This is a genomic window from Acidobacteriota bacterium (assembly GCA_040754075.1).
Taxonomy (GTDB): Bacteria; Acidobacteriota; Blastocatellia; order UBA7656; family UBA7656; genus JBFMDH01.
This window is the reverse complement of the sequence record JBFMDH010000016.1, coordinates 14,825-32,149: the sequence shown is the minus strand read 5'-3', so window position 1 is coordinate 32,149 and position 17,325 is coordinate 14,825. Positions and strand designations below refer to the sequence as shown.

General features: G+C 49.4%; 14 protein-coding genes. 11 read left to right on the top strand and 3 right to left on the bottom strand.

Annotated features, from left to right (window positions below):
- Positions 1-88 precede the first annotated feature (88 nt).
- The gene (locus tag AB1757_17540) at positions 89-3,556 is read right to left on the bottom strand and encodes a protein kinase (GenBank protein MEW6128845.1); all 3,468 of its coding nucleotides are present in this window, start codon (positions 3,554-3,556) and stop codon (positions 89-91) included.
- A 270-nt stretch (positions 3,557-3,826) separates the two neighbouring features.
- On the opposite strand from AB1757_17540, the gene AB1757_17535 reads away from it, so the two are divergent.
- Entirely contained in the window at positions 3,827-4,471 is a 645-nt protein-coding gene (locus tag AB1757_17535) for a hypothetical protein (GenBank protein ID MEW6128844.1), read from the top strand.
- A 304-nt stretch (positions 4,472-4,775) separates the two neighbouring features.
- Positions 4,776-5,948: an aminotransferase class V-fold PLP-dependent enzyme gene (locus AB1757_17530; protein ID MEW6128843.1), complete on the top strand. Its 1,173-nt coding sequence runs from the start codon at positions 4,776-4,778 to the stop codon at positions 5,946-5,948.
- On the opposite strand, the gene AB1757_17525 is transcribed toward AB1757_17530, so the two are convergent.
- Positions 5,938-6,339: a hypothetical protein gene (locus AB1757_17525; protein MEW6128842.1), complete on the bottom strand. Its 402-nt coding sequence runs from the start codon at positions 6,337-6,339 to the stop codon at positions 5,938-5,940. The genes AB1757_17530 and AB1757_17525 overlap by 11 nt on opposite strands.
- Before the next feature lie 246 nt (positions 6,340-6,585).
- On the opposite strand from AB1757_17525, the gene AB1757_17520 reads away from it, so the two are divergent.
- The 9 genes from AB1757_17520 (at position 6,586) to AB1757_17480 (ending at position 14,202) form a co-directional block, all read left to right on the top strand.
- Positions 6,586-7,539: a phosphoesterase gene (locus AB1757_17520; protein ID MEW6128841.1), complete on the top strand. Its 954-nt coding sequence runs from the start codon at positions 6,586-6,588 to the stop codon at positions 7,537-7,539.
- A gap of 117 nt (positions 7,540-7,656) precedes the next feature.
- On the top strand, positions 7,657-8,076 hold the full coding sequence (locus tag AB1757_17515; GenBank protein MEW6128840.1) for a VOC family protein: 420 nt from the start codon (positions 7,657-7,659) through the stop codon (positions 8,074-8,076).
- Between the two features lie 21 nt (positions 8,077-8,097).
- Positions 8,098-9,492: a 3-isopropylmalate dehydratase large subunit gene (gene leuC / locus AB1757_17510; GenBank protein MEW6128839.1), complete on the top strand. Its 1,395-nt coding sequence runs from the start codon at positions 8,098-8,100 to the stop codon at positions 9,490-9,492.
- Between the two features lie 31 nt (positions 9,493-9,523).
- On the top strand, positions 9,524-10,651 hold the full coding sequence (locus tag AB1757_17505) for a DNA adenine methylase (protein MEW6128838.1): 1,128 nt from the start codon (positions 9,524-9,526) through the stop codon (positions 10,649-10,651).
- A 1-nt stretch (position 10,652) separates the two neighbouring features.
- Positions 10,653-11,246 (top strand): 3-isopropylmalate dehydratase small subunit, encoded by a 594-nt coding sequence (gene leuD / locus AB1757_17500; GenBank protein ID MEW6128837.1) that lies wholly within the window; start codon positions 10,653-10,655, stop codon positions 11,244-11,246.
- Between the two features lie 114 nt (positions 11,247-11,360).
- Entirely contained in the window at positions 11,361-11,561 is a 201-nt protein-coding gene (locus tag AB1757_17495; protein MEW6128836.1) for a hypothetical protein, read from the top strand.
- A 21-nt stretch (positions 11,562-11,582) separates the two neighbouring features.
- On the top strand, positions 11,583-12,161 hold the full coding sequence (locus AB1757_17490; GenBank protein MEW6128835.1) for a sulfotransferase domain-containing protein: 579 nt from the start codon (positions 11,583-11,585) through the stop codon (positions 12,159-12,161).
- 263 nt (positions 12,162-12,424) lie between these two features.
- Positions 12,425-13,042 carry a DUF47 family protein gene (locus AB1757_17485; GenBank protein MEW6128834.1) on the top strand — a complete coding sequence of 206 codons (618 nt, stop codon included), beginning with the start codon at positions 12,425-12,427 and terminating at the stop codon, positions 13,040-13,042.
- A gap of 128 nt (positions 13,043-13,170) precedes the next feature.
- Positions 13,171-14,202, top strand: a complete 1,032-nt coding sequence (locus AB1757_17480) for an inorganic phosphate transporter (GenBank protein ID MEW6128833.1) — start codon at positions 13,171-13,173, stop codon at positions 14,200-14,202.
- Between the two features lie 225 nt (positions 14,203-14,427).
- Here the strand turns inward: AB1757_17480 and AB1757_17475 are convergent, their stop codons facing one another.
- On the bottom strand, positions 14,428-17,274 hold the full coding sequence (locus AB1757_17475; protein ID MEW6128832.1) for a M48 family metalloprotease: 2,847 nt from the start codon (positions 17,272-17,274) through the stop codon (positions 14,428-14,430).
- Positions 17,275-17,325 lie beyond the last annotated feature (51 nt).

The following is a 17,325-nucleotide window of genomic DNA, read 5'->3' as shown; positions in this document are numbered from 1 at the left end:
CCACTAAGAACGATTTGCCAATCTCTACATTTTTGTTTGAAATAGCTAGAGCAATATAAACGCCTGATTTGGTTGAGGACGCCATCCCTCACTGGCGGCGGATTTCGCCGAGGGTTTCGTCCAACCAGCTATTGACTACCGGCACGATGATTTCCAATGGCGGCGAATGCCCTGCATCATAAAGAAATTGCTTTTTCGGTTCGGCTAATAATTTAAACAGCGGCTCGATGTTTGACTTCAATGGATTGACCTCGTCATAACGCCCGTTCAATAAAAGCTTGGGAATGCGAATGTGCGATACGAAATTAACCGGACGCGCTTCCGCAATCCAGAGCGGGTTTCCGAGTGATAACCCACCAGCAACAAAGACTGCCACGCGATAACGATTTTCAACTGCCGTATAAATGTAACCTTCCTGGCTGCCCTGACTATAGCCGTAATAAGCCAGACGGCTCATATCAATATCATTTCTGGTGGCGAGATAATCCAACCCGCGACGCAAATCCGTTGCATTGCGCACCACTTCTTCGCGGCGTTTAACTGAAGCCCATCGCGGCGAAACATAATCCGGCGGATGTTCGCGCTCGATAAATCCTTTGAACACTACTGCCCAAACCGCGCGCCCCGATTTGATGAGCCAACTGACCTGCATCTCTACCGATTGCGGCAACGAATTATAACCGCCGTATACATCACCTGCCGGAACAAATTGAATCGCTTGAAATGGGCTTGAGGCGCTTTTCGGTAAATAGAGATAGGCGATTGCCCGTTCATCGCCGCCACCTCGAAAGGTTATCTTTTCGCGCCGCCATTCCGGGGTCTCTGTGACGTCGATGGTTTGCGAGTCGAGCGGCGCGGCGTCGTAGCGGTAATGGCTCAATAAAGATTGAAAGTATTCATCACTGCTCGGCGTGTATTGGGGAATCTGATTCACCGTATCAATGCGCAGAGTAAGCGGGTTCGGCTCATCCCCCGCAAGATTTTGCACACAACGAAATCCCAGTTTGTTTGAAGTATGAAAACCCGGAAAGACGCCAATATCCGTGAACAGATATAACAAATCCTGCCAGGAGCCGCCCGCGTAAGTAAATCCTTGCGGGGTTTGTGTCAAACACCATTCGCTGACATTGCCCGCCATTTGATAGCAACCGAACGGACTCATACTGAATTCAAAACTATCAACAGGAACGGTTCCGTTGCTATTGAAATTTGCATGACCTTCGACGGTTTCGCCAAACGCCACCTCTCCCCAGGGCAACACATAACCGCCGTAGTAGGTGAATAAACCATTGCGCGCCGCTTTTTCCCACTGAAATATATCGGGCAATTGTTTGCCGCGAAATGCCGCATAAGCTGCGGCTTCGTACCAGGTAATATCGGTGACCGGATGTTCGGCTTTGCCTTCGGGGAAATTTTGTCCCGTCCAACTGCGCGGACCCGGAAGCCCTGTGCGGTCGCGCAATTCTTGCATTGCCTCTTCCCAACTAATCGTTTTTCCGTCTTTGACAAACGGCGCTTGCCAGTATTCGCGTTTGAAATATCCGCCTGCGGTGATGAATTCTTTATATTCACGATTGGTGACTTCGTATCGGTCAATCAAAAAATCATTCAACTTTACTGAGGATTCGGTCAGTCGCGTCCGGCTCACCAGTTTGTACGCCCCACCCGGAACCGATGCCATGCGGTCGCTTACTTTATCGCTTTCAATCAATTTAATCTGGTAATTACTGGGCGCATCCGGCGGAACCCAGGTATTGCCCGCCAGCGTCAACAGGTTCGAGATGCTGCGTTCGGCTGCGGCGTAGCCCGCTTTTTCCAAAGCTAAAATATATTCGCCGCGCGCGATTTGCAGGTCATTGATTGGCGTTGTGCCAATGAATTCACGCGGCGCAGATTGATAACCGGGCGCGTTTTTGACAAATCGTTTGAGATAAACGCGCGCCCCCGCAGGTTCCGAGGTCACCGTCAGCGAATCGGCGATGACCGGCATCAGGCGTTTCAGCGTTGCCTCGTCAGGCAGATATTTTTGCGCTTCAATGGCAAGCTGGTAAGCCGCAAAATAATTGCGCTCCCCCGCCAATTTCTCGATTTGCGGGATGGCATTTTTAGCCCAACTCACATTCACTCTGGCGCGGACAATCATCGCTGAAATAATCAACAGACTCATCATCATCAGCGCAATCAATCCGACTTGCAATTTGCCGCGCGGCGTAGCGGTTGCCACCAGAAAATATTTTTTGAGTCGTTTATGCAGTGGTTGCCTATAAAACGAACCGGACACATCCGCCAAAGTGATGGCGTTATACAAACTGTCGGTTTGCGAAATCAGGCTGCGCAAATCATTCAACAATTCGGCGATGACGTCGTAGCGTTTCTCGCGCTCTTTAATCAACGCGCGGTCAATGATTGACGCCAATTCCGCAGGGGCTTCGGGATGCAGCGATTTGACAGGTGTATGCGGCGTGTTAATGATCGCATTCATGGTTTCGGGTTGCGATTTGCCATCGAAAGGTTTGCGTCCCGTCGCCATTTCATAAAGCACAACGCCAAATGAAAAAATATCGCTGCGTTGGTCGGCAGATTCACCACGCGCCTGTTCGGGAGACATATAGGCAGGCGTGCCAAGCACCGCGCCTTGTCTGGTAATATCCGTCGGTTCGTCGGAGTTGCTGCCCGGTTCGCGAATCACCGATTTTGCCAATCCGAAATCGAGCACTTTAACGATTCCCTGTTCGTTGACCATGACATTGCCCGGCTTGATGTCCCGATGAATGATGCCGCGTTCATGCGCCGTCCTTAATGCGCCGCCGATTTGCAGGGCAATCGAAAGCAGAACTTTCAATTCCAACGGTTTGTTGTTGATGAATGATTTCAGGGTTTCGCCTTCGGCGTATTGCATCACGATAAAAATAAATTCGGCGGTTTCCTTAATTTCATGAATGGCGCAAACATTGGGATGGTCAAGCGACGAAGCAAGCCGCGCTTCGCGAAGAAAGCGACGGCGAGCGCGGTCGTCCGTCACCAGTTCTTCGGATAGAAATTTCAATACCACACGCCTTTTGAGTCGCAGGTCTTCGGCGAGATAGACCACGCCGCCGCCGCCTTGTCCGAGCTTTTGAATGATTTCGTAATTGAAAGCCTGAGCCACCGCTTCTCTGGTCTGTGGCGTCTGTCGTTCAGGGGTCGGCTCTGAGGCGATGGCGACGGTTTCCGGTTTGGTTTCGACTTTAACCTCTGCGATGAACCGATAGCCGCGTTTCGGAAGAGTTTCGATGTAAAGCGGGGTGCTGGCATCATCGCCAATGGCGCGGCGAATCTCTTTGATGGCGCGTGTAAGGGCGTTATCGGTAACGAAGGCATCTTTCCAGACATTTTCAAACAGCGTCGCTTTATCGCAAACTCGCCCGCGATTTTCCAACAAAAAAAGCAACAGGTCGAAGGCTCGCGGTTCCAGGGTGCGCACCTCATCGCCTTTCAAAAGACGAAAGGTCAGAGCATCTACCAGCACATCATCAAAGCGGTAGGAAACCAATTTTTTTTCTTCGGGAGTCGGCAAATTACCTCGCGGTTGCGGTAAGTTCAATTAAAACAGTAAATCATCATGATTCCATCATCGCTTCATCATTACTTGAAAAACGGGTTTGATTATATTCACAGACGTCGGGCACAGCAAAGCCCGCGCAAAAAGCGAAATTGAAAAATTAACCAATCGCTTTTTAAACGCGAAGAGGCAAATCACTCAATATGAATTTAATTTCGCGTCTTGAGCGACTCGGCTGATGAATCAAGCGGCTCAAGACGCATCAATTAAACCAGGAGAATAGTAATGACCTTGCAAAGAATCTTTTCAACCCGATTTATCTCAACCCTGTTTATCGTAACCATCTTGTTAATGGCGACCGGCGCGGCTCAAGCGCAAAACAACGGCTCCGGCGAATGGAAGAAACGCATCTTCGAGCGAGTGGCGAGTGGCGTTCGCCCGCAACCCGCCAATGAAGACACCACCATTGATGAAACTGCCCGGGTTGATGCAAGTAACAAAACCGGCGTGACCACGGTGACCAAAAGCAATGCCTTAATCGGCGCGTGGGATTTGACCTTGACCTTCAGCGATAATTCGCAGGTGAAATCCACGTTGAGCGTTTTCCCCGGACGCACGGAAGGTGAGGGAACAATCATTCACGCCGCCGAAGCCTCGCTGCTGCTGCCAAGCCCGACAACTCCCGAACAAGGTGCCTGGCAATACGTCGGCGGGCAACAGTTCATTGCTTCCTATTTTGGCTTTGCCGTTAATGAGACCTTTGAACAGCCGTTTGGCAAAATCGGTTTCCGCCAAGCCATCACTATGGATGCCGGTCTGGAGAGTTTCACCGGTCGCGCCACCTTTCAGGTAATTGATACCACCGGGCAGGTGCTCTTTTCCGATAACGTGACGATTCGCGGCGTTCGTCAACGCGCCGTCGCGCCCTAACTCACAAGTTGCTTCATGTGTTTCGGCTTGGTGCCAAACACTTTTTAATGATGAGCCTTTCTCCCCTTCGCTCAATCCTGTGTGTTGGCGCGAAGGTAAAAGGCTCATCTTTTTTTTCGCAAGCGCAATCGCCAGCCGCCCAATCCGCCTTATCCGCCTTATCCGAGGATAAAACTTGTTCTTGCAGCAAACCGACTTTCTCTTGATGAATACTCGAATGACCCTCATGCCAATCCACTTCTCAATTCGTTGAACAATCAGCCGCCTTGCCAACGCGAACCTTGTTCTCCATAGTTAAAAACCTATGAGCATTGATATTGCACGAGTCAGACGCGATACGCCGGCTTGCCAATCCATCATTCATTTCAATAACGCCGGAGCCGCTTTGATGCCGCAACCGGTTGTGCAAGCCGTCATCGAACACCTCGAACGCGAAACGCGCATCGGCGCTTACGAAGCTTACACAGACCAACTCGACGCCATCGAACACACTTATGATGCGGTCGCCGCGTTACTCAATTGCCACCCGGATGAGGTGGCGATTATTGAAAACGCCACACGCGCCTGGGACATGGCGTTTTATGCGATTCCTTTTAAAGCCGGTGACCGCATCCTGACATCGGTTGCCGAATACGCCAGCAACTATATCGCCTATTTGCAGGTCGCCCGCAAAACCGGAGCCGTGGTTGAAGTCATACCCAATGACGATTACGGGCAAACCTCGGTTGAAGATTTGCGCGCGATGATGGACGAGCAAGTAAAACTCATTTCCATCACCCACGTTCCGACCAACGGCGGACTCGTCAACCCGGCTGCGGAAATCGGTAAAGTGGCGCGTGAAGCGAAGGTTTATTATCTTCTGGATGCCTGTCAATCGGCAGGACAGCTGGATTTGAATGTTGAGGAAATCGGTTGCGATATGCTTTCGGCTACCGGCAGAAAATATTTGCGCGGACCACGCGGCACAGGGTTTTTATATGTGCGCCGCCAACTGATCGAACAACTGGAGCCGCCGCTTCTCGATTTACATGCCGCCGAGTGGACATCATTGAATGAATTTAAAATCCGCGATGATGCCCGACGATTTGAAAACTGGGAATGCAATTTCGCGGGGAAAATCGGTCTGGGCGTAGCGATTGATTATGCCCGCGAACTCGGCATCGCGGCGATTGCCAAGCGGGTGAATCTGCTTGCCGAAACTTTGCGCCAAGGTTTGCGCGCCATACCCGGCGTTATGGTGACCGACCTTGGCGAAAGGCGTTCAGGTATCGTCACCTTCACCGTTGAAGGCAAAGACCCCAAAGAGTTGCGCGAACAACTGCGAGCCGAACATCAAATCAATGTCTGGTCATCGCCTGCCGAATATACCTTGATTGATATGCAGCAACGTGAGCTTGCCAGCGTCATTCGCGCTTCCGTGCATTATTACAACACCGAAACCGAGATTGAAAAATTCTGTGAAGTGCTCAAGGCTTGATTAACTGTTCGCGCCCATTTTTGTTGATGATTTTCAGAAAACTCCCGGTATCTTTTGCCAGCATATGAATGCCGGGTTGTTGCGCATCATCGGCAAGCATTAAACCTGAACCGTCCTGGTCAGCACCGAGTTTGACGCGAATGCGCCCCTGCGGGTCAGTCAGGCGAAAGACCGCCGATTCGGGATAGGTTTTGCCGTCGGCGGCTTTGACAGCGGGTTCAATGTTAATGCGGGCGCGAATCTTCCCGCGTTCATCAACGATTTCGAGTTTGCGACCGCGCAGCACAGGCGCGATGTCATCTGCCGCAACCGGGCGTAGATGAATCAAGTTGTAGGTCAACATCACCAGGTTGATGATGGTAAGCGCCATTGCCAGTTTTTGAATTTTCATTTCGTTCGCCTTTCAAACAATTTTTGAATACCCGATTTGGACGTCGTCAACCCGCGATTTCTTCCCTTTTATTTATCGGTCAAGTGGCGTTTGCCGTGAGCGCTAGTTTAATAATGTTCTGAATCAATAAGGCAATTTTTAACCGAGGTTGTTTATAACTACTTGAATTCGCCTTCACCATGTAGCGTTGAAAATGGTACATTGTCGAGTTAAATTTTTGTCCCGATAGAAAGACAGACACACCGAATGAAATTTAGAGTATTACATCACGACCATTGCTTTGACGGGTTTGCGTCGGCGGCGGTTTTCGCCAGATTCATCAAAGAAAAGATGCCCGATGCGGAAATCGGTTTTCGCGGATTATCGCATCAACCGAATCAGAAATTTATCGAAGAAGAAAATTTCGATGGCGACCAAAATGCCATCGTCGATTTCAAATATAGTCCGACCGATAAATTGACCTGGTGGTTTGACCACCACCAAAGCGCCTTTCTTTCCACCGCCGACGAAAGCCAGTACCGCAACCATACCTGGGAAACCAAATTCTATAATCCCGATTACAAATCCTGCACCAAATTTATTGCCGATACGCTCCACGAAAAATTCGCTTTCGATGCCAGCGATTTATCCGAACTCATCAAATGGGCGGACATCATCGACGGCGCGCAATACGAAACCGCAAAGGTCGCGGTCGAACTCAAAGAACCGGCGCTCAAAATTATGATGGTCGTCGAATCGAGCAATAATAAAGCCTTGATGCAGAAAATCATTCACGGAATGCAGCATCAGTCGCTTGATGCCATCGTTGCCGGTGAAGAATTTCAAAAAGAGTTTCAACCGTTGTTTGCCCGTCATCAACAGATGATTGATTTAATCAGCGAAGCCGCGCAGGTTGAACGCGGGGTGGTCTATTTTGATTTAAGCGCCCACGATGCGACGGGCTACAGCAAATTCATTCCCTATCATTTATTTCCCGAATGCGTTTATTCGGTGGGACTCAGTTTAACCCCGACGCGCTCGAAAGTGTCTGTAGGTTTTAATCCCTGGAGTCCCACACCGCGCCGCCACAATCTGGCTTCGATTTGTGAACGCTATAACGGCGGCGGTCACGCTGTGGTTGGCGCAATTTCCTATCGCACGGATGAAATTGACCGCGCGCGCGAAGTCGCGCTATCGATTGCCGAAGAATTGCGGACATAAATAATATTCCATAACCCGTTGAGCAAGTGGTCGCTGACCGCGAGGTTCTCAACCTGAGCAACGTATTTTGTCTATTTTCTTTTTTCAAAAATATAAGTTACTTCGAGAAAAACAAGCATGTTTGAAATTCAACAACTTGATCATCTGGTAATTCGTGTTCGCAATCTCGAAACGATGGTGCAGTTCTATTGCGAAGTCGTCGGATGCTCTATGGATAAACGCAATGAGGATTTGGGATTGGCGCATCTGCGCGCCGGCAAGTCGATGATTGACCTTATTTCAGTCGATGGCAAGTTGGGACTTGCGGGCGGCAAAGCGCCCGAAAATGAAGGGCACAACCTCGACCATCTCTGTTTGCGCATCGAGCCTTTCGATTTAGCATCGCTGCTCGCGCATTTGCAAAAACACCGTGTCGAAGCAAGCGCGCTTTATCATAATTACGGCGCGGAAGGTTACGGGCCATCGCTTTACATCCGCGACCCCGAAGGCAACACCATTGAATTCAAAGGCGCGCCCGACCCGCAAAGTGAAAATTAAAAATCCAATTTGAAAACCGTTATGCCGCAAACTCTATTTGAAAAAATCTGGAATGCTCACATCGTTGCACAGGAAGCAGACAAACCCGCGCTGCTTTACATTGATTGTCACCTGGTTCACGAAGTCACTTCGCCGCAAGCCTTCGAGGGGCTGCGCCTGAATGGTCGCAAAGTTCGCCGCACAGATTTAACCTATGCGACGGTTGACCACAACATCCCAACCACAGACAGGGCTTTGCCGATTCTCGACCCGATTGCCAAACAACAAATCAGCACACTCGAAGCGAACTGCAAAGAATTCGGCGTGCCGCTTTATGGACTTGATAGTCCCAACCAGGGCATTGTCCATGTCATCGGTCCTGAACTGGGCATCACCCAACCGGGAATGACGATTGTGTGTGGCGATTCGCACACCGCGACGCACGGCGCATTCGGGGCGCTGGCTTTCGGCATTGGAACCAGTGAAGTCGAACACGTCCTCGCCACCCAGTGCCTGACGCAAGCCAAACCGAAAACTTTTCGCATAAGTGTCAATGGCAAACTCGCTGACGGGGTATCGGCAAAAGACTTGATTTTATTCATCATTCGCACCATCGGCACGGATGGCGCAACCGGTCACGTTATCGAATACGCCGGTGAAACCATTCAAAATCTCACGATGGAAGAACGCATGACGGTTTGCAATATGTCCATCGAAGCGGGGGCGCGCGCCGGCATGATTGCGCCTGACGAAACGACTTTCGCCTATCTCGAAGGTCGCGAATTTGCGCCGAAAAATTTTTCCGAAGCGGTTGCTGAATGGCGGAAGTTACCGACCGATGAAGACGCGGTTTTTGATAAAGAACTTACGCTTGATGTAACCAACCTTGCGCCGCAAGTCAGTTGGGGAACCAGTCCCGGAATGGTGACAGATGTAACCGGCGCGGTTCCCGACCCTGAATCATTTGAAGATGAGAATATGCGCAAGGCATCGCGGCGCGCGCTTGAATACATGGGGCTTGAAGCCGGAATGCCCATCGCCTGGATTAACCTCGACCGCGTATTTATCGGTTCCTGCACCAATTCGCGTATTGAAGATTTGCGCGTTGCAGCACAAACCATTAAAGGCAAACGGGTGCATTCCAAGGTTCAGGCGATGGTAGTGCCGGGTTCGCAACGCATCAAAGCGGCAGCCGAACGCGAAGGTTTGGATAAAATTTTCAAAGATGCGGGATTCGACTGGCGCGAATCGGGTTGCAGCATGTGTCTTGGCATGAACCCCGATATTTTGAATCCCGGCGAACGTTGCGCTTCAACATCAAATCGCAATTTTGAAGGACGACAAGGGCGCGGCGGACGCACACACCTGGTCAGCCCTGCGATGGCGGCGGCAGCAGCCGTTGCCGGACGCTTTGTTGATGTCAGAAACTGGGAATAGTGAGTGGGGTTTGCAAAACGGCTAATGATTTATGACGCTCGTAACCATGCCTGAATCAGCTTTTAAATTACCGGGCACTGAGGGAATCAAATACGCCGGGTCAAAAAAGCGCCTATTGCCTTATATTTTGCAACTGGCAGAAACGGTCAAAGCGCGCAGCGTTTTTGATGGGTTTGCGGGAACCACTCGCGTATCGCAGGCGTTTGCCAAACTCGGTTATCAGGTCGCGGCGAATGACATTGCAGTCTGGTCAAAAGTATTTGGTTTTTGTTATCTCAAAAATCAAAAACCGGCGACGTACTATCAAAAACTGATTGACCATTTGAATGCGCTGCCGCCGCGAGACGGCTGGTTTACCCAGCATTATGGCGGGTCATCGAATGGCGGGGCTTCGACGAATGCCGATGGCTTGAAAAAACCTTTTCAGATTCATAACACACAAAAGCTCGATGCGATTCGCGAAGAGATTGATAATTTAAAATTAGACGAAATCGAAACTGCGGTGTTGCTCACGAGTTTGATGCTGGCGCTCGATGAAGTCGATAGCACCCTTGGACATTTCGCTTCTTACTTGAATGCGTGGTCGCCGCGTTCGTTTGGCACATTGAAACTGCGGGTTCCGCTACTCATTCACTCAAGCATTGAACATCAGGTGTATCAAGGCGATATTTTCGATGCGCTCGAAAAAGTTGAAACCGATTTAGCCTATTTCGATCCGCCTTATGGCTCGAATAATGAAAAGATGCCGCCGTCAAGAATTCGCTATGCAGCCTATTATCACTTGTGGACGACCATCTGCTTGAATGACCGCCCGGAGCTTTTCGGCAAAGTCAAACGGCGCAGCGATTCATCCGATGTAATCGCCGGTTCGGTCTTTGAAGATTTTCGCAAAAGCGAGAACGGAAATTTTATTGTCGTTGAAGCGATAGAGCGAATGCTTCGCCAGTGCAAGGCGCGTCATATTATTTTGTCGTACAGTTCGGGGGGCAGAGCCACTGCCGAAGCTTTGCATGACATTCTTTCCTATCTAGGCAAGATACTGGAATTCGTTAAAGTCGATTATCGTCGCAATGTGATGGCGCGGATGCGTTGGACAAATGAATGGATTCGCGAAGACGAAAAAGAAAATTACGAGTATTTGTTTTTATTGAAAAAATAGTATGAAACCATTTACCAAACACACGGGAATCGTGGCGGCGCTTGACCGCGTACACGTAGACACAGACCAGATTATTCCCAAGCAATTTCTCAAACGCATCGAACGGACGGGCTTCGGTGAGTTTCTGTTTTTCGATTGGCGTTTCAACGAAGACGGTTCGCCGAAAGAGGATTTCGAGTTGAATCAACCGCGTTTTCACGGCGCGACCATTCTGGTGGCGCGCACCAATTTCGGGTGCGGTTCGTCGCGTGAACATGCGCCGTGGGCTTTGCAGGATTACGGCTTTCGCGTCATCATCGCGCCATCGTTTGCGGATATTTTTTACAACAACTGTCTGCAAAACGGACTGCTGCCGGTACGCCTCACGGAAGATGAAGTTGAACAGATTTTTCAACGGATCAATCGAATCGCTGGCTATCAACTGACGGTGGATTTGGAAAAGCAGACGGTATCGGATACCGAAGGGTTGAATTGCCACTTTGCAGTTGAGGCCTTTCGCCGCGACTGTTTATTAAAGGGCTTGGATGACATCGGACTCACGTTGCAGCAGGAAGATAAAATTCTCGCCTTTGAAAATCGCTGCGCGCAAAAATGATTTAGGCTTTTCAATTGTCAAGCGATTTTCAAATATCAGGCGTGCTGCAATCCGTCGAATGGCTGTGTTAGGCTTAATCGGTGAGTGAAAATTATGCAAGCTTTGGAGGTCATTATGAATGCAACATCCGCTGATAATCCGCAACGCTACGTGCAACCGCCGGTTACGCAACTGGCGGAAAACGGTTCGCCGGTTTTCGGCGTTGAATTGAATGCGGATGAAGAGGTCATCTGGTTTTGGACGCACTATCCCAATGGTCAAAGCGTAGTGACCGGCTATGAAATTCGCAAAAAAACCGAGGCAATAATTTCATAAAATTTTTAAGAGGACGATTAAATGTTTGATAATCAAAAGTCCATCATCGTGGTTTCCGGGCTTCCGCGTTCGGGAACTTCGATGATGATGAAGATGCTCGTAGAAGGCGGTCTTGAAGCCGTAACCGATAATCTGAGAACCGCCGATGAAGACAATCCCAAAGGCTATTACGAACTCGAAAAGGTTAAACAACTCGACAAAGACAATTCCTGGGTCAGCGAATGTCAGGGCAAGGTCATCAAAGTGATTTCCATGCTCTTGAAACCTTTGCCGAAAGATTACCATTACAAAATTATTTTCATGCGCCGCAAGATGGAAGAGATACTCGCATCGCAGCGACAGATGCTCATACGACGCGGACAACCGACCGATACCATCGCCGATGATAAAATGGCGGCGATGTTCAACAAACATTTGCAGGACATCGAAAACTTTATTGCGAGTCAACCAAATATGGCTTGCCTCTATATCAGTTACAACGACACGCTCGAAACCCCTGCGGCAAACATCGAACGGGTAAATGAGTTTTTCAATGGGCAACTAAATAGTCAGGCGATGCTTGCCGTTGTTGACCACGCTTTACACCGCCAAAGACGCTAAAGATTTTATCAGGCGGCAACCTGCTTTAATCCGAAAAGCGGCTTTGCCATCACAAAATGCCAATCGCCCGGAGTTATTCAAAGAATCTTTGGGCAACTCCGGGCGATTCCCCTTTGAAAATCTTCCTTAAATTAAAACTATTCGACGCTAAATTTTTATAGAGATTTAAGATTTATTTAACATATGTTAAATTGACGCTCTACAAGATGCTCCCTAGAATCAAGCGTCTTTGCGAAATCTAAATTGATTTAAAAAGAGGAAATATGGGATTTCGATTCATTCCAAGAGAAGAAAAATATTTTTTATGGCTGCACGAAATGGCTTCAAAAGTAAACGATGGTGCCAGCCTTTTTGTAAAACTATTCCAGGATTATGACAATCGGGTGAAATATGCCGAACAGATTAAAAGTGTAGAGGTAGCCTGCGATGAAATCGCCGCCACCATCACCCAGAAACTCAACACCAGTTTCATCACTCCGCTTGATCGCGAGGATATTTTCCTGCTGGTTAAAGAGTTGGATGATGTCATTGATTTAATCAACGAACTGGCAAGAAACCTCGATATTTACGATATTCCCCAACCGAAAAACAATGTCCCTGAAATTGCCGGACTATTGGGAAAAGCCACTACAGAACTTGCCCATGCTTTTGCGCAATTGGAAAAACATGAATTGATGACCAGGCATTTGCGAGCCATTTATGACCTTGAAAAACAGGGCGATTCACTTTACAACGATTCCATTCGCGCTCTCTTCAGAGAAGAAAAAGACCCGATTTCGATCATCAAGTGGAAAGCCATCTATGAAGAATTGGAAAACTCGCTCGACCGTTGCAAAGATGTAGCCGAAGCGCTCGAAGCCGTTGTGGTTAAAAATAAATAGTCGGCAGTCGGTAGCCAGCAACCGGTAGCCAGGCTGATTAGTCAGCAAGTGAAGTCAGCTAATCAAGAAATTCAAAACCGGCTACTGCTGACTGACTACCGGCTACCGGACTGAGGAGGTTCACGCCTATGTCGGCGTTGATGGTCTTTGTTGTTGTTATCATACTGGTTGCTCTCATATTCGATTACGTCAACGGATTTCATGATGCAGCGAATTCCATTGCCACAGTGGTCTCGACGCGCGTGCTGTCGCCGGGCGCGGCGGTCATCTGGGCAGCATTTTTCAATTTCATCGCCTTTGCCATATTCGGAACCAAAGTCGCTTCAACCATCGGCAAAGGCATGCTCAATATTCAACTGATCGGCGAAAACTGGCGTTTATGGGCGATATTTTGCGGGGTATTGGGCGCAGTTATCTGGAATCTCATTACCTGGTATTACGGGTTGCCTTCGAGTTCGTCGCACGCCTTGATTGGCGGGCTGGCAGGCTCTGCGGTTGCGGCGCATGGTGGCTTCGATGGATTGTTCGTTAAGGAAGGGTGGGTTAAGACTCTCTCCTTCATCGTCATTTCGCCGCTGGTCGGGATGCTGCTTGGACTTTTATTAATGGTCGCCTTGCTTTGGATTTTCCGCAACAAAGCCCCTGAGCGCGTCGATAAATTATTCCGCAGACTACAACTGCTCTCCGCTGCTTTATTCAGCCTCGGTCACGGCGGCAATGACGCGCAAAAAACTATGGGCATCATTGCGGCAGTTCTGGTTTATGCCAATATTGATCCCAACGCGACGAAAGAAGTGCCGATCTGGGTGGTGTTGAGTTGCCATGCAGCCATCGGGCTTGGCACATTGTCAGGTGGTTGGCGCATCGTTCATACAATGGGAGCACGCATTACCAAGCTTCGTCCGATTGGTGGCGTTGCCGCCGAAACCGCAGGCGCGATTGCGATTGCCGCATCGACTTATGGCGGCATCCCCGTAAGTACCACGCATACGATTACCGGCGCGATTGCCGGTGTCGGCACTTCCAAACGTCTATCGGCAGTTCGCTGGGGCGTAGCGCGGTCGGTCATCTGGGCGTGGGTGCTGACGATCCCGATGTCTGCGCTGATTGCCGCCTTGTCATTTTATGTCGTGAAGCTGGTATCCGGTTTCCTGCATTAGAGCGATTTGCAATCAATTGTAAGGGCAGGGACAAGCCCTGCCTACATTACTCCTTACCTTCATTCGCAAACCGCTATAGTAATCGTCGGTTGGCGGTATAGCCGCCAGCAGTTTGATAATCTGTCATTGCGCGGCGGTATTGACCAATGGCTCAACACTTTTACGCCGCAGTCAATCTATTATCTCAACACCTTAAAAGCATCAGATTGCGTCTATTGATGAGATTTATTTCCCGAAAGCGGTGACATCAAAAACGTAAGCGATTTGATTGCCGGTAAGCACAAATAATTTTTTCCCGTCGGCGCTGAATGCGGTGAGCGACAGCGGACTTGAAAAATTTAACTGGTCGCGTTTTTCCATCGTCGCTAAATCATATAACGACAATTGCCCTTCTTGGTTTTCCACACATAACAGCCCTGCGGCTTTGCTCAATGTCGCGCGTCCGCCAAACACCTTGCCTTTCTGCTCGTTTGCCGAAAGCGAATAGACCAAAACCCGATTCTGGCTATCGGAAATCACCACCCAATCCTGCGCCGCAAAAACATTGGTGATGCGGAATGAACCTTTGCCGGTTTCAATCAACAATCGCCCTTTCACATCACCGGTTTTCGCATCCAGAATTTGCAGAAAGTAATCGCCCTCTTTCTCTTTCATGGCGTCGGCTTTCTTTTCCAATTCGGCATCCTTTTTAATTTCGTCCTGAGCGAACTTCGTAGAGGTTGCCCAGGATAAAACCATCATCTCTTCACGCCCATTCACCCAGACCGTCGGCGCTTCTTTGGGAAATGGCTTCGACCACATCAGCGAATAATTTTTCGCATTGTGCATCTCCAAAATTATATCTCTGCCGAATTCCCCATCTTTCTTCGCGGGTTTTGTAACCAACAGATAGTTGCCGTATTGCCGGACGCGGTCTTCTTCAAGCTTGGAAACCACGTCGGCATTGCGCGACAGCAAATTCAAACGCCCGATTTGACGCGGGTCCTGGGCGTTTTTGGGGAAATCCGCATAGAAATCGTTGGCTTCGCCAAAATGTCCGCCGCGAAAGCCGCGCACATGAAAAACCCGTTCGCCTTTTTGTAAATCCCAGATTGCTCCGCGCGCGCGTTCGGAAACCGCGACCCAGTTGAAATCCTGCGAAATGGCTTCGGCGCGCAACCTGCCCAATTGATTGGGCGGCAACACGACTTTGGTGCGCAAATCGCTTTTATCAACCCCGTATAATCCGACTTCGCCATTCACCCGTTCCGACAAAAAGACATCGTCATAAATATCAATTGCCGCGCTTTTACTGCCGAGAAAGAATTTTTTAGTTGCCAGATTCATTACCCCGACGGCATATTGCGCCGCAGGTCGGGCAATCAAATAATTGCCTTTGGTTGCCACCGCAAATTTTGAATTAAACATCGGGAATTGACCGAGCGGAATCTGCTCAACCGTTTCACAAGATGGCAACATCATCAACGGCGATTTATTCGGTTCTTCGCGGTTGTACCCCATGAGCCGGTCAACGCCGACGAAGGCAAACCCGTTGGCAATGATCTTTTTCACATTGCCTTTCAATGACAACGCCGTTTTGTTTTGTAAATCAAAAATCATCGCTGCATTTTCGGTACTCAAACCGCCGAGGGCATTGAAATTGGTGCTGCGTTGCCCGGCGGCAAAGTAATGCCCGTCAGCAGAAAATCCCATGTTGATCCAATCCAAATCACTGACTTCATTATCATCCCGGCTGAAAATTTCAATCAGTCGCAAAATCAACATGTCAAAAATGCTTGGGGTGTAAAAAGATTTTTTCTGAAATACCGGCGCGCCGCTCGCCACATCGTAAAGGCTCAAGGTTAATTCGGCGTCCAGACATGCCAACGTCCTGCCATCGGGCGACAGCAAACTCTGCAATGCGCCTTTGCGAATGAACAGTTCATGCGCCTCTTTTAATTTCTGTTCGGCAATACTCCACAGCTCAACGCGCAGGTCAGTGTTATGAAAAACGATGTGTTGCGAATCGGGAGTAAATTGTGCCGGTTCGGCTTCCGGCGCGCGTATGCGAAATAATGCGGTGAGCGGTTCGCGGGTCAACACATTGATGCCCGAATCATCCTGCGCCAGAATGTATTTGCCATCCGGGCTGAAACGCAGATGATTGGTTTCGCCTCTGAGCGGCGGATTCAAAACGGTTTTGGACAGAACCGCATGGAGATTTTCTTTTTTGCCGATGCCGGTGTAGTTGATAACTGCGGTTTGCCATTTTTGAAATTCGTCGGCTTTTCCTGCGCTTCGCGTTTCGATGCACGAAGCAGGCAGCGTCGCCAAACCTTTCATAATTTCGCGCAGCCGTTTTTCTTCGGGTTTGGTGGTGCCAAAAAGGTTCGAGAAAAAGCCGCCGGTCTTGCCTTTGGTTTCGGCAAACCGATCCCAGAATGTCGCAAAGGCTTGCGGGTTATAACCGGCGCTGGCTAATGCGAAAAGCCCGATTTGATCGGCAACAATCTGTTCTTCATCTTTGCCGCCGCGCCCGAAAACTTCGGGTTTGCGCCCGTAATTTTCAACCAGTTGATTGTACTTCTCAAAAATATCTTTGCGGTCGGTGACTTGTCTGACGCCCAGCACTTCCCGAAAGAGTCGCGTCATATCGATGCCGTGTTGACGCGCCAGCAGATGCCCGATTTCATGCGCGAGCACCCCCGCCACTTCATCTTCATTTTGCGCGAAGGCAATTAACTTGCGCGACACATAGATGCGACCGCCGGGCAGCACGAAGGCATTGGCTTCGGGAAGTTCAACCAAAAAGAATTGAAAGCGCAGATTATTCGGCGGCAGGTGTTTGACGAGGCGTTCACCAATGCGTTTGAGCGTGCCAGTCACTTCATCATCATCAATGATGCGAAAATCGCGTTGCAGGTGTTCGGCAATCGCATCGCCCAAATCAACTTCCTGCGGTTCGGAAAAGATGTTGGTTTGTTGCGAATTGGTCAGTAAGGTTGGCGGTTTGCAGGGTTGTTGCGCATGAAGCGGCAGACAAAATGCCGCGAGCACAAACAAAAGACAGAGCGATAATCTGAAGTTCCACATCGGCTGGGTAATTCCTTTCAAAATATAAAAGCGCATTTATTAAAGTTGTTT